The sequence below is a fragment of the Bradyrhizobium sp. KZN70725 genome (assembly GCF_055264925.1).
The window spans coordinates 255,449-268,351 of the sequence record NZ_JBUYWT010000003.1; the positions used below are offsets into that span (position 1 = coordinate 255,449).

General features: G+C 63.5%; 11 protein-coding genes. 6 read left to right on the forward strand and 5 right to left on the reverse strand.

Annotated elements, in window-relative coordinates; genetic code table 11:
* The first annotated feature begins 62 nt into the window (after positions 1–62).
* The 3 genes from ACZBJS_RS04745 (at position 63) to ACZBJS_RS04755 (ending at position 2,206) form a co-directional block, all read left to right on the forward strand.
* A complete protein-coding gene (locus tag ACZBJS_RS04745; RefSeq protein ID WP_316395269.1) occupies positions 63–1,124 on the forward strand; it encodes a Dyp-type peroxidase in 1,062 nt (353 codons plus the stop codon).
* Positions 1,117–1,932 carry a family 1 encapsulin nanocompartment shell protein gene (locus ACZBJS_RS04750; protein WP_168855797.1) on the forward strand — a complete coding sequence of 272 codons (816 nt, stop codon included), beginning with the start codon at positions 1,117–1,119 and terminating at the stop codon, positions 1,930–1,932. Before ACZBJS_RS04745 ends, ACZBJS_RS04750 begins: the two co-directional genes overlap by 8 nt.
* A gap of 82 nt (positions 1,933–2,014) precedes the next feature.
* Complete coding sequence (locus tag ACZBJS_RS04755; protein ID WP_057019217.1) at positions 2,015–2,206, forward strand: hypothetical protein; 192 nt, start codon at positions 2,015–2,017, stop codon at positions 2,204–2,206.
* A gap of 15 nt (positions 2,207–2,221) precedes the next feature.
* Here the strand turns inward: ACZBJS_RS04755 and ACZBJS_RS04760 are convergent, their stop codons facing one another.
* Complete coding sequence (locus ACZBJS_RS04760; RefSeq protein WP_316395268.1) at positions 2,222–3,511, reverse strand: MFS transporter; 1,290 nt, start codon at positions 3,509–3,511, stop codon at positions 2,222–2,224.
* A 118-nt stretch (positions 3,512–3,629) separates the two neighbouring features.
* Between ACZBJS_RS04760 and ACZBJS_RS04765 the strand changes: the two genes are divergently transcribed.
* Positions 3,630–4,841, forward strand: coding sequence for an amidohydrolase family protein (locus tag ACZBJS_RS04765; protein ID WP_316395267.1), 1,212 nt, complete (start codon positions 3,630–3,632; stop codon positions 4,839–4,841).
* Positions 4,842–4,868: 27 nt separating this feature from the next.
* Here ACZBJS_RS04765 and ACZBJS_RS04770 read toward each other — a convergent pair whose 3' ends face one another.
* From ACZBJS_RS04770 to ACZBJS_RS04780, 3 genes are all read right to left on the reverse strand, one after another.
* Positions 4,869–5,891 (reverse strand): glycoside hydrolase family 5 protein, encoded by a 1,023-nt coding sequence (locus ACZBJS_RS04770; protein ID WP_410469702.1) that lies wholly within the window; start codon positions 5,889–5,891, stop codon positions 4,869–4,871.
* Entirely contained in the window at positions 5,888–7,177 is a 1,290-nt protein-coding gene (locus ACZBJS_RS04775; protein ID WP_253625636.1) for an O-antigen ligase family protein, read from the reverse strand. The genes ACZBJS_RS04770 and ACZBJS_RS04775 overlap by 4 nt, the downstream gene beginning before the upstream one ends.
* A gap of 75 nt (positions 7,178–7,252) precedes the next feature.
* A complete protein-coding gene (locus ACZBJS_RS04780) occupies positions 7,253–8,107 on the reverse strand; it encodes a WecB/TagA/CpsF family glycosyltransferase (RefSeq protein WP_316398888.1) in 855 nt (284 codons plus the stop codon).
* A 461-nt stretch (positions 8,108–8,568) separates the two neighbouring features.
* Here ACZBJS_RS04780 and ACZBJS_RS04785 point away from each other — a divergent pair, with 461 nt between their 5' ends.
* Complete coding sequence (locus ACZBJS_RS04785; protein ID WP_316398889.1) at positions 8,569–9,699, forward strand: GNAT family N-acetyltransferase; 1,131 nt, start codon at positions 8,569–8,571, stop codon at positions 9,697–9,699.
* Between the two features lie 24 nt (positions 9,700–9,723).
* Here the strand turns inward: ACZBJS_RS04785 and ACZBJS_RS04790 are convergent, their stop codons facing one another.
* Positions 9,724–10,944, reverse strand: coding sequence for an FAD-dependent oxidoreductase (locus ACZBJS_RS04790; RefSeq protein ID WP_316398890.1), 1,221 nt, complete (start codon positions 10,942–10,944; stop codon positions 9,724–9,726).
* 618 nt (positions 10,945–11,562) lie between these two features.
* Between ACZBJS_RS04790 and ACZBJS_RS04795 the strand changes: the two genes are divergently transcribed.
* Positions 11,563–12,888: a lipopolysaccharide biosynthesis protein gene (locus tag ACZBJS_RS04795; protein ID WP_410469820.1), complete on the forward strand. Its 1,326-nt coding sequence runs from the start codon at positions 11,563–11,565 to the stop codon at positions 12,886–12,888.
* Positions 12,889–12,903: the final 15 nt, after the last annotated feature.

Sequence of the window (12,903 nt, forward strand, 5' to 3'; positions counted from 1 at the left end):
ATCCGGCGTCCAGCGCCTGCCTTTTGTCCTCGTGGAAGTGCCGTTTAGTCAAGGAGACATGCGTGCCATCAGCCGTTCCGCAACCGGTCGCTGCGAAGCTGACGCGCGCGGCCATCTTCCTTGCGGTCACGATCAAGCCCAATCCGGAATATGACGCGGTGGTGCGGTCGCTGTGCGCCGATCTGGGCGCGCTGCTGCGTGCGGTGGGCTTCCGCGATCTCGAGGGCCGGCTGTCATGCGTCATGGGCATCGGCTCCGACGCATGGGACCGGCTGTTCGGCGCGCCGAAGCCGAAAGGCCTGCATCCGTTCCGCGAGATCGACGGCGTCCACCACGCCGTCGCAACGCCGGGCGACCTGCTGTTTCACATCCGCGCCGTGCCGATGGACCTGTGCTTCGAGCTGGCGACCCAGATCATGACGCGGCTCGGCGATGCGGTTGCGACCTCCGACGAGGTGCACGGCTTCAAATATTTCGACGAACGCGACCTGCTCGGCTTCGTCGACGGCACGGAGAATCCGGAGGACCAGGCGGCCGCCGACGCCACCATCATCGGCGACGAGGACGCGGCGTTCGCCGGCGGCAGCTATGTGATCGTGCAAAAATACCTGCACGATCTGAAGAAGTGGAACGAGCTGCCGGTCGAGATGCAGGAAAAGATCATCGGCCGAACCAAGCTGTCCGACATCGAGCTCGACGATGCGGTGAAGCCGAGCTACGCGCATAACGCGCTGACCACGATCGTCGAGAATGGCGAGGAGCTCGATATCGTCCGCGACAACATGCCGTTCGGCAATATCAGCGAGGGCGAGTTCGGCACCTATTTCATCGGCTATGCCAAGTCCCCGCAGCGGATCGAGCAGATGCTCGAGAACATGTTCGTCGGCAAGCCGCCGGGCAATTACGACCGCCTGCTCGACTTCAGCCGCGCCGTCACCGGCATGCTGTTCTTCGTCCCGTCGGCGACCTTCCTGGAGGATGTCGCGAGCGAGGCGCCGGCACCTTCGCCCGCCGAGCCGTCTCCGGATGACGCCGGGGCTCGCGACACACCTGCACCAGGAATACCGCCGTCCGACGGCTCGCTCGGGATCGGCTCACTGAAAGGAGAGGCTGGACATGAATAATCTTCATCGGGGACTCGCCCCTATCTCGGACGCGGCATGGGCCCAGATCGAAGAGGAGGCCTCGCGCACGTTGAAGCGCCATCTGGCGGCGCGCCGTGTCGTCGACGTCGACGGTCCGAAGGGAACGGATTTCTCCGCGGTCGGCACCGGTCATCTCAAGAAGATTGCGGCGCCCGGCGACGGGGTCGAGGCGACGCAACGCGACGTTCGCGCGCTGGTCGAACTGCGCGTGCCGTTCGAGCTCTCGCGCCAGGCGATCGACGATGTCGAGCGCGGCGCGAATGATTCCGACTGGGATCCGCTCAAGGAAGCGGCGCGCAAGATTGCCTTCGCCGAGGATCGCACGGTGTTCGACGGCTACGCGGCCGCCGGCATCGAAGGTATCCGTCAGGGCACCAGCAACCCGGTGCTGACGCTGCCGCCGAGCGTCAAGAACTATCCCGCCGTGGTCGCGCAGGCGGTCAGCCAGTTGCGGCTTGCCGGCGTCAACGGTCCCTATACGCTGCTGCTCGGCACCGAGCCCTATACCGCGATCGGCGGGGCGACCGACGACGGCTATCCGGTGCTGCAGCACATCCAGCGCCTGATCGACGGCAAGATCATCTGGGCGCCCGCGATCGAGGGTGGCGTCCTGCTGACCACCCGCGGCGGCGATTTCCAGCTCTCGATCGGCCAGGATCTTTCGATCGGCTATCTCAGCCACTCGGCGAAATCGGTTCAGCTGTATTTCCAGGAGACCATCACCTTCCTGATGCTGACGAGCGAAGCGTCGGTGGTGCTTGCGCCGGAGGCGAAGAAACCCGCCTAGTCTTGCCGGCGTTGACCTATCCGGGAAGTCTCCGGCCGTTGCCGGAGCTTCCGCCAAACGTGAAACGGAGAGGAGGCGCGCAATGGACTACGATCTCTACATCAATCCGAAGAAGGCATCGGTCGGTCTCTACGTCCGCAAGGGCGCCGGCCTTCCCGACCTTGCCGACGCCAAGGACTGGGTGTTCGACGGCACCTCGGCGCAGGCCAATCTGCCGCCGCAGCTCGTGAAGGAAATCGAGGCCAACGGCCACGCCTTTCGCGACATGGATTGAGCGCGTCTGCCGGCGTTATTTCTCGCCGACCTTCACCGGGGCGGTCTCGGGCATCAGGCTCATGGCCACGATGCCGACCGCCGCCGCGAGCAGAAGATACCAGGACGGCGCCAGCGGATCGCCTGACACGTGCAGCAGCCACGTGACCACGAGTTGCGCGGTGCCGCCGAACGTCGCGATGGCGACCGCGTAGATCGTGGCGAACACGCCGCCGCGAATGCTCTGCGGCAGCGCTTCGGTGAAGGCGGCATAGAACGCGGTGAACGGCAGCGATCCGATGAACGACAGGATGCCGAAGCCGAACAGCAGCGACCACGCGCCGGGGTCCTGGACGATCCACAGGAAGGCCGGATAGGTCAGCACCAGCACGACCAGCTGCGGCCAGATCATGATCGGCTTGCGCCCGAGCCGGTCGGCAAGCCAGCCGCCCAGCACCGCGCCGATGATCTGCAGTCCGTTGCTGACCAGCGATACCGTGAACGCCAGAGACGGCGACACATGCAGCGTATTCTTGGCGTAGGTCGTCATGTATTGCGTCACATAAGTCGAGATCGTGCCGCTGGCCAGGATCATCACCGCCAGCACGATGACGCGAAGATGCCGCCGCGCCAGCGCCACATGGCTCGAGCGTTCGATCTGCCCGGCGACGTGCTCGCCGTGCGAGACGGTTTCCGGCAGCGTGCGGCGCATCCAGATGCCGAACGGCAGGCAGACGGCGCCTAGCAGGAACGCGATGCGCCATCCATAGGCCTGCAGCATGTCGGGCGCCATCGCGCTGCTCAGGATGACACCGACAAGCGCGCCCACCGTCGCCGCGATCTCCTGGCTGGCAGGCTGCCAGGCGACCACGAGGCCGCGGTTCCTCGGTGCAGCGATCTCGATCAGATAGGCCGTGGTCGGCCCGACCTCGCCGCCCAGCGCAAATCCTTGCACCATCCGCGCCAGGATCACGATGATCGGCGCCACAATGCCGATCGCGGCATAGGACGGCGTCAGCGCGATGGTCAGGATCGCGCCGCCCATCAGCGCGAAACTCAGCAGCATCGCCGGCCGCCGTCCGACCCGGTCGGAGAAGACGCCGAGCACGATGCCGCCGATCGGCCGCGTCAGGAAACCGGCGCCGAAGGTCGCAAGCGACAGCATGAGGCTGCCGTATTCGCTGTGCGCGGGAAAGAAGGTGCGGCCGATCTCGGTCGCAAAGAAGCTGTACGTGATGAAGTCGTAGAACTCCAGCATGTTGCCGATGGTCGCGGCAAGGGCTGCGCGCTTGACATCGAACTGTTCCCCGCTTGCAATCTCCGGCAACGCTCTCGGTTCCTTGTCTGCTTATGCGAGCGGAGTATTATTCCTCCGACCATGTTAGGCAAGGCATGGAGAGCCGCGCGATCTGCATGCGACGCAAGCGACAAGAGGAACAGATCCGATGCCAGCCGACAAACTCTTCATCAATGCCAGGTTCGGTGACGGCGCCAGCCGCGATATGCTGGTTCGTGGCGGCCGCATCGTTGCGATTGAGGCGAAGGGCGAACGCCCCAGCGGGGTCGAGATCGTCGATCTCGGCAATGCGCTGGTCGTGCCCGGCTTCGTCGAAGGCCACATCCATCTCGACACCAGTTTTTACGGCGATACCTGGCGGCCACACCGTCCCTGCACCGACGGATTCGACGTCCATGAGCGGGTGGCGTTTCAGGCCAAGAACCTTGCCGCCGCCGCGCCGATGGACGTGCGCGCGCGGAACCAGCTCGACCTCTGCATCGGCCATGGCACGACGCAGATGCGCAGCCACGTCATGGTCGACGGCTCAGTGGGACTGAAGTCGCTGGAGACCATCCTCGGGGTTCGCGAGGAATACAGCGACTTGATCGATATCCAGCTCGTGGCGTTCCCGCAGAACGGGATCCTCACCAGCCCCCGCACGCCGCAACTGCTCGACGAGGCCGTCAAGCTCGGCGCCAACGCCGTCGGCGGGCTCGATCCCGCAAGCTTCGACCGGGATGTCGAGGGCCATCTCGACGTCGTGTTCGGCGTTGCGCAAAAGCACGGCGTCGATGTCGATATCCATCTTCATGACGGCGGCATGCTCGGTGCCTTCGAGGTCGAGCAGATCGCGGCGCGAACGCGCGCGCTCGGCATGGCGGGCCGCGTCACCGTCAGCCACGCTTACGGGCTCGGCGACATTCCTGCCGATGCGCTGAAGAAGACCGCCGACAGTCTGGCGCGTTCGGGCGTGGCGATCATGACGAATGCCCCGGGCAGCCGGCCGTTCCCGCCGGTCGCGCTGTTGCGGAAAGCCGGCGTCACGGTGTTCAGCGGCAACGACAACATCCGCGACTCCTGGTGGCCCTATGGCGACGGCGACATGCTGGGCCGTGCCATGATGATCGGATACCGCTCGGGCTTCTACACCGATGAGGAGCTCGCGATCGCGTTCGACATGATCACCGTGGCCGGCGCCAAGGCGCTCAGGCTCGAGGACTACGGCCTGCATGTGGGCGCCAAGGCCGATTTCGTAACCTTGAACGCCGTGCATATCCAGGAGGCCGTGGTGGCGCGGCCGTCCGGGCGTTCAGTCTACAAGGGTGGCGTGCTCGTTGCGCGGGACAATCGCGTCGTCAAGGCCGCCGGCCAATCCTGAATCGAACGCTGCGTCCAATCGAACGGCTTAGCGGCCCGGAGGGATGATCGCGCGGAGGATGTCCGCCTTCCAGCGTTGCCGGGCGCCGTCGAATGCCGCAAAATCGTGGTCGAACTGCCAGTACGCCCACGCCCAGCCATTGCGTTCCGCGTGTCGCGCCATGAACGACAGATACGTCGCGCGGCTCTCCGCGGGCGCACGTTCATAGACACCGAACTCGCCAAGATAGATCGGGCGCTGTTCCTTCTCGGACCAGGAGCGGATCTTGTCGAAATCGGCCGAGGCCCTGGCTTCGTCTTCCGCAGAGCCCCAGCGCAACGGACCGATCTTCGAGAAGGTCGGCGACCACGGCGCGCCCTGATGGGTGAATTGCAGCGGCAGGTAATAGTGGAATGTGACGATGAGGTTTCGGTCGCCGGCCGGCAGCACCAGCTGATCGATCGGCAGCTCCTCGATGTTCAGGATCGCGACCACGACATTGCGCTTCGGGTTGGTATCCCGGATGATGGCAAGGCAATCGCCGAGCAGCGCATTCCATTCGGCCGAGGTCATGTTGCCGCCGGGCTCGTTCAGTATCTCGAACACCAGCGCCGGGTATTTCCCCGCATAGCGCGATGCGATCTGGCGCCAGAATGCCTTGAGCTTCACGCCGCATTCCGCCACGTCGCGCTGGCAGAGATCGGTGTCGTGCTCATCGAGGATCGGAACCAGCCTGTTTGCCAGCACCTGCTCGATCACGGCATCGAGGCGCCGCAGGACGGCATCATCGAGGATGTTGCCGGACTCCATATGCCTGAAGCCGAAGAAGTTGATCCGGACATGGGAAAAGCCAGCCCTGCGAATCGCGGCGAGGTTTTCCAGGCGGAACGGCGCGTTCCGGTAGCCTTCCCAGATGCCGTCATAGCCGAGAATATTGATGCCGCGCCCCAATGCCGCGGCGACCGGCGATGCCCCCTGCCCCGCAGCGTTCGCCGGCGCGATCAGCGGGAGAGCAAGTGCCGCCGCCAGCATGACGAAGGCTCTTTGCAGAAGCAATCGGAACGCGGTCATGGCTGCTCCAACTCGCGCGGCTCTACGCGCGATGACGGCACCGGCCGGCAAATGGCGAGGAAGAAGGCGATCAGCAGCACCGACGTGAACATCGTCGAGCGAAGGAAGACCGTCTCGGTGAAATTGGTTTGGCAGTTGAGGAAGACGAACCCGATGATCAACGCGCAGTGCAGACGGTCGATCGCCCGCCCTGCGATCAGGCAGAGCACCTTGTAGGAAAACAGGAACACGCTCGCCGTGAACAGGAAATAGCCTAGGAATCCGGTCTCGACGAGAATGGCGATATAGCCGTTGTGATAATTGTCGAGCACCCAGCCGTGGTTCTGGTTGAAATAGTCGTAGATCGCCGGATTGGTCCAGAATCCGTTGATGCCAAATCCGAACAGCGGCGCGTCATCGAAATGGCTGATGGCGTACTGCCAGATGAAGGTTCGCTCGGTGAAGTCGATCGTCGTGTCGAAGGCATGAATCGAATCGTATCCGGTCGTGTAGAAATACAGGATCAATAGCGCTGCCGCGACGCACATGACACATGGCAGGATCGCGTAGACCTGCATGCACCGGACCGACCACAGGGAGGTGAGCAGCAGCGCGCAGGCAACCAGCGACAGGGCGCCGGCGCCGCGCGACTCCGAGAGCATGACGCAGGTGGAGGCCAGCACGAACGTCACGAGGAACGGTAGCCATCCTTGTCCCGCTATCTTTCGATAGCAGGCGAAGAACATGAGATAGGCCCCGGCGAAGCCGAGGGTTTGCTTCGACTCGAAGACCCCCTGCCACTGCCCCTTGTGCATCCAGGTCTGATCGATTCCGATGTCCGGCAGGATCACCGCACAGAGCGCAGAGGCCGCGATCAGCACCAATAGGCCGCGGGTGGCCGATGTCACGATGTCGTCGATATCGACGCGAGTGATCATGCAGAACGCGCCAAGCGTCGTGATTGCGAGCGCCGCGGCCTTCATCAGGGCCGCCACGCCGAGGTTGGTCCACAGCACGGAAACAGTGGCGAACGCATAGAACGCGACGATCACGAGCGCGTCGAGATTGAGGGCCAGCCGCAGACAGGGACGGATGAACAGGCTTGCGTAAATCAGGACGCCCCACATCAACAGGGCGACGGCTTGCTGTACCAGAGTCAACTCGGTCGGAAGCAGCGCGGCGTGGAAGGTCCCCATCGACATGATCACATTGATGGTGATCGACCAACCGATGACGGTCCTGGCGAAATTTTCCGCCCCGACGCCGGGTGCCTGCCAGACCGAACTGTCGATCGCACGTCCGTCCATTCGGTTGTACTCCGCTCATAGAATGAGCTTGCTGCTCCGGTGGATCGGAGCAGCACATTGCACTCGTGAGAGGCGTCAGTCTTTCGTTGACGAAGATCGGGTCCGGTTGAACAGCAGATAGAGCGCGTGCGGGTTGGTCGTCAGGTAACGCCAGAACAGCCGCCGCGGCTCGAGCCACAGGCGCCAGGCCCATTCGAGGCCGACGATCTGCATCCATCTCGGCGCACGCGGCCGCGAGCCGGACAGGAAGTTGAACAGCCCGCCCGAGGTCTTGATGACGCCGACATTGCCGAGTCGAGGCATGAATTCGTCGACGAAAGCCTGCTCATAGGGCACGCCGAGCGCGACCCAGAGAAAATCCGGCGCCAGGGCGTTGATCTCGTCGACCTTGGCCCGCAGCGCGTCGCCGCGCAGATAGCCGTGCGAATGGCCGACGATCTTGAGCGCCGGATAGGCCCGGCGGACATTGGCGATGGCAGCCTTGTTCTCGGCCTCGTTGGCGCCGAACAGATAGAAAGTCAGCCCGAGTTCTTCCGCCTTGCGCGCGACGTCGTGAAACAGGTCCGTGGTCGCGACGCGCTCGGGAAGCGGATTCGGCGACCGAAGCTTGGACACCATGACCAGCGGTTGCCCGTCGGCGTTGATCAGGTCGGCGGTACGGAACAGCCGATCCGTCATCGGCTCGGTCGAGCAGCGCGACAGCACCTCGCCGTTGGCGGAGGTCAGATACAGCGGACGATTGACACGCCGGTTCGGATGCACCGCCTCGACCATGAACTCGGCGGTCTGCTCGCGATCGAGCACGGCGAGCCGCAGTCCACCGATGGTCGCCCGGGGAACACCGGCAGTCGCAGCCCTGCCGACAGGATTGATACGCCGCTCCGGCGCACCGTGTGGCAATGATCCGATCTGCGCCGACGCCGGGGACATCTGCTCGGCCCGCGACGTGTCGCAAATCCGGACAGGCGGAGCAGCGATGTCCGAATTGAGACGCCGAGGCGGCTTGCGGTCGGCCTGCGGGAACGAAATTGCGTAGGAAGCGCGGGTTTTTTGGCTGTGACTCAGCATTTCGGCGGGACTCCAGGACTTGCGAGCCCTTAACTGCAATATCCGGTCCAGACCGGGTGCGATATCTCACCACGGCGCGATTGAACGCATCCTTAAGGGATTGTTAACGATGCTGATCCCCGGACGCGGCCAACTGAGATGACAGCCGATCGCAGTCGATGCGATGAAGGCAATGGCTCGCCCCGGCAACAATGTGCAAAGGTCGAGGCATTACATTAATACAAATCGTGTTCTGCCGCTGCCCGAGCCGATCGACCTTTGCTATAAGGGCGGCGTGCCGGATTCAATCGGCGCTTTGAAACTGTCGTTTTGTTTGGTCTCACATGAACAAGAATGATGACGCGTTCGATGTCTGCATCGACGACGCATTCGACTTCCTGTCTGAAGAGTACGTGAAGTTATTTGAAGGCTCGGACGCGACCGCCTTCCAGCATCCGCTATGGCTGGACAGCCTTTATCGCAAGCTCGCTCCCGCTGCGTCGGCCAAGCCGCTGGTCGTCGCCGTCCGCCATCGTGCGAACAGGTCGCTTGCGGCCGTGCTGCCGATGCTGCGCGTGCGGCGCGGCCCGATGCGCACCATCGAATTCGCCGATCTCCGCGTGTCCGACTATTTGTCGCCGGTGTGCAGCATCGCGACCTTCACCGACCTGCTGCAAGACCAGCGTGCCTGCGAAAGGCTTCGACAGGTGCTGCGGCCGTTCGACCTGCTGCGCATACCCAAGCTGCTCGATGCGAGGATGCCGATCGAGAATCTGCTCGGAGCGCCCCATCGCAGCCTGATGGATACCAATGCCTACGCGACGGTCCTGGTTGCGCCGTTCGAGCAGTGGCAGATCAACGCAATGGGAAAGTCGTACCAGAAGGAGCTGGCAAAGAAATGGCGCCAGATCCACAAGAAGGGCACGCTCACCTTCTCATGCTGCGCCGATAGCGCTTCCGTCGGCGAAGCCATGGAGACGATGAGAAAGTTTCGCGGTCCGCGGTTTCACGAACAGGGTGATGGCGACCTGTTGCAGCGACCGGAGTATTTCGATTTCTACTCGAGCGTGGCGCTTCGCGGCATGGGCTCGTTTACCCGGCTCTACGCCATGAAGATGGACGGCAAAGTCATCGCGGCAGCCCTTGGGCTGGTTCACCGTGACAGCCTCCTTGTCGTCATGACGGCGTTCGATGTCGAGGGGTACAAGAGCCAATCGATCGGCGCGCTGACATTCGAGAGCGTCGCCAAGGATTGCATCGAGCGCGGCGGTCGGGTGCTGGACTTCACCATCGGTGACGAACCCTACAAGACGTACTTCGGCGGTCAGCCGACGCCGATGTCGGCCGTGACGCAGGCCGGGAGCGCGGCCGGCTCGCTCGCGCTGTTTGCCTTGAAGCAGGCGCCCTGGATCAAGCAGGCCGCCAAGCGTGTGACCGATTTCAGGCCGGTCCGCACCTCGACCGGCACGCGCTAGCGCCGCCCGGCGCTGGCAACCCGATCAGCGGAGCGCGCCGCGGACGCGCATCACCCATCCCGGATGAATCCGGTCCACCCGGTGTGTGATCGTGCGGCGCAGGAAGTGCAGCTTCCGCCGCAAGTTCCAGCGCACACCGGTGTTCAACGTCAAGGCCTGGCGGAAGCCCGCCAGGTGCAGCGAGTGCTGATCCGCGGCGAGCTTGTCCTGATCGGAATAGAACTGCGCAATCTTGTCCGTGCCCATACCGGCGGTCTTCAGCCAGCGCGGCACATAGTCCGTGCAAAGACGTTCGACGTCCACCAGCAGTCGGCCAACGCCGGTTCCGGCTGCGGGACAATTGGTCTGAAACGCATCGCCGATCAACACGACGCCGGGCTGCAGATGGCCCTCGGTCACGGTCAGATCCATGACCCAGTTCTGCACCTGGCCGACCACCTCGAAATCGCCGAGATAGGGCTGCAATCCCGGCATCAGGCGAAGCAGCGTTCGTCTGGTGTCGCGGCGCAGCTCACGCATGATCGGATCGGTCGGATCGCGGAACATGAACAGGTTCGCCCGCATGCCGCCCGACATCGGAAACAGGCTGAGATAGTCGACGCCGTCAGCCGCCTGCTCGCCATAGCAGGTCAGCGCATCGAAATCGAATGGCGCGTTGTCCGGCCGTGCAATCGTGAAGCCGAACGAGACAGAGTGGCGCGCAGCAAGCATCTGCCGGCGCATTCCGAGACTGTGGCCGAGCACGTTCGCCATGCCGGTCGCCAGAACGACCAGACGCGAGACGACGCGCTTTCCGGAGGCCAACGTCAACTGCTGACGTTCCTCGCTGCAGCTGACATTGGTCACCTGGTCGAGCAGCAAGCTCGACGCATCGGGCGTCAGGCCGCGTGCCATGTTGACTAGGTTGGCATAGGAAATCCCGTAGGACCGGCCGACGCCGATATCGACCAGCTTGCCGCTCCTGATGTTGAGCACCCGGTCATAGGGCGCGGCAATGGCCTCGACGTCGTCGATGAAGCCGAGGCGGCGCAGGATATCGATCTGCCGTCCGGCGATTTTTTCAACCCGGAATTCGTCCGGCGGGATCGATCGCTTGTCGATCAGGACGACGCGGTATCCGGCTCGGGCGAGCACAGCCCTTGCGAGCGAGCCTGCCAGACCGGCTCCGACAATTGCGACGTCCGCTTCGATGACCTCGGTCTCGCAGGCCACGATTGGCTTGGTCGCACTTTTCTCGGCAATCATGTTCGTCCGCTCCGACGGCTAGAGCGTTTTCGAGCGAAGTGGATACCGGTTCGCGTGAAGAAAACGCGTCAAAACAAGAATCTAGAGCCCCGTTCCGATTCCATCGGAACGGGAAAAGCTCTGGTTGGCCGCAGGACTGCAATTTCCTTGCCTGCGGTGCCGCCTTGCCGATCGAACACGGCGAGTTCCAGAATCGAGGTTAATGACAACGTCCGGACCACGATCTGCGGTCTCTCGGCACATGGCTTGCACGACGGTCGGCCATGAAACTGAATCTTTGCAGGCTCCGCAGCGGGATGGCGAGGCAATTGCCAGGCCATCGTGCAGCGACAAATGGCGTTGACGCGCAAGCGCGGTCTCTTCCGGTAAGGTCCGCACCACTGGACTGGACGCTGGAGGCAAATCCAACCTGCGCCGTTTGGAGACAGGGCAGACGGCGCCGTTCCAGAATGGAGCAACGCGACCTGGCCCTGTTCACAACTGCGTTGGGCCCGGCAGCCGTTCGAAAGGAACGGAATCTTAGCAAGAGAACATTAACACTCCAGGCTTCACCGATTGCTGCGGTCAACAGCCCGACTGGATATTGAGACGTCTCTGGTGATTGCCTCCGTGCTCCAACTGTTACGGCGCGACGTTACGCGCGGCGTTGCCGGGACCATCCTGCTCAAGGTTGGTAGCGGCGGGCTCGCATTCGCGTTGTTCTCGCTCGCCGCGCGGGCGATGACGCCGGACGCGTTTGGAAACTTCGCAACCCTGCTCTCCGTCGCCCAGATCGCCTCGGTCGTGGGCCTGGTCGGCCAGGAGCTGCTCCTGGTTCGATTTCTCAATGAGTATGAGGTGCGCGGCCAGGCCGAGTTCACCAAGGGTGTGCTGCTGTCGAGCCTGAAGAACTCCGCGATCGGGATGCTGATTTCGATCGCCGCGATCTCCGCGGTGGCAAGCATTCGCGGCGAGTGGTGGCTGTTGATCCTGTCGGTCTCGGCGTTCACCGCGATCAATGCAGGGCTGATGCTCGGCAGCCAGATCGCGCGATCGCTGGTCAGCATCCTGATGGGCGAAGGCAATCGGGAGTTCTTCTGGCGCGTCGCCGTCGTCCTGTTCCTGATCGCGGTGCTGTTCGGCCACCGGCAGCTCACCCCCGCCGAGCTGTTCAGCGCGATGTCGGCCGCGATGGCGCTCGGGCTCGTCGTGCAGATCGTATCGATCATGCGGGCGCTGCCGAACCTGCGGTCGGTCACGGCGCGCTTCGAGGCCTCGCGCTGGAACAAGAGCGCATTCCGGTTCTGGCTCGCCTCCATTCTCGAAGCGGCAAACCAGTATTTCGACGTCATCCTGGTCTACTGGATGCTGGATCCGGCCACCGCCGGCGTCTATTTCGCCGCCTCGCGGCTGGCGAACATCTTCGCGATGCTGTCGGCTGCGCTCTACACGTTCGGGGCGCGTCGGCTGCCCTCGCTGTATTTCAGCAAGAACCACGGCGAGCTCGAACATACGTTGAAGCTGATGGCCGAGGTGACCGCGCTCTGCGTGCTCAGCGGGCTCGTCATTGTCTGGGTGGGCGCCCCCTATCTGCTCGGCCTGTTCGGGCCGCACTTCGCGGCGCAGCAGTGGGTGCTGATCGTACTCGCGATCGGAACGGCCTTCCAGGCGGCAGGCGGACCCTCTGCCGCTGTTCTGCAGCTGACAGGCCATGAGCGTGATTATGTTCCCGTCGTCGCGGCCAATGTGGCGCTACGGCTGCTGGGATTTGTCGTGCTGATCCCGTGGCTCGGCGTGCTCGGCGCCGCGATCTCGGCGACGGTTTCGCTGGTCGTCGCCACCATCGCGCTCAACGTGCTGTGCCGGCTGCGGACCAGCGTCGACCCATCCATTCTGGTGCTGTCGCATCTGTGGCCGTCGAAAGGTGACGCCTACGCGGTCCGCGTTGCGGACAGCAACGACTAGACGTCAGCTGAACCG

What these genes read in the sequence shown, in the direction of transcription:
- ACZBJS_RS04790 (WP_316398890.1), bottom strand. Translation starts at nt 10,944, where the DNA reads ATGATTGCCGAGAAAAGTGCGACCAAGCCAATCGTGGCCTGCGAGACC.
- ACZBJS_RS04785 (WP_316398889.1), top strand. Translation starts at nt 8,569, where the DNA reads ATGAACAAGAATGATGACGCGTTCGATGTCTGCATCGACGACGCATTC.
- ACZBJS_RS04770 (WP_410469702.1), bottom strand. Translation starts at nt 5,891, where the DNA reads ATGACCGCGTTCCGATTGCTTCTGCAAAGAGCCTTCGTCATGCTGGCG.
- ACZBJS_RS04755 (WP_057019217.1), top strand. Translation starts at nt 2,015, where the DNA reads ATGGACTACGATCTCTACATCAATCCGAAGAAGGCATCGGTCGGTCTC.
- ACZBJS_RS04775 (WP_253625636.1), bottom strand. Translation starts at nt 7,177, where the DNA reads ATGGACGGACGTGCGATCGACAGTTCGGTCTGGCAGGCACCCGGCGTC.
- ACZBJS_RS04780 (WP_316398888.1), bottom strand. Translation starts at nt 8,107, where the DNA reads ATGTCCCCGGCGTCGGCGCAGATCGGATCATTGCCACACGGTGCGCCG.
- ACZBJS_RS04765 (WP_316395267.1), top strand. Translation starts at nt 3,630, where the DNA reads ATGCCAGCCGACAAACTCTTCATCAATGCCAGGTTCGGTGACGGCGCC.
- ACZBJS_RS04750 (WP_168855797.1), top strand. Translation starts at nt 1,117, where the DNA reads ATGAATAATCTTCATCGGGGACTCGCCCCTATCTCGGACGCGGCATGG.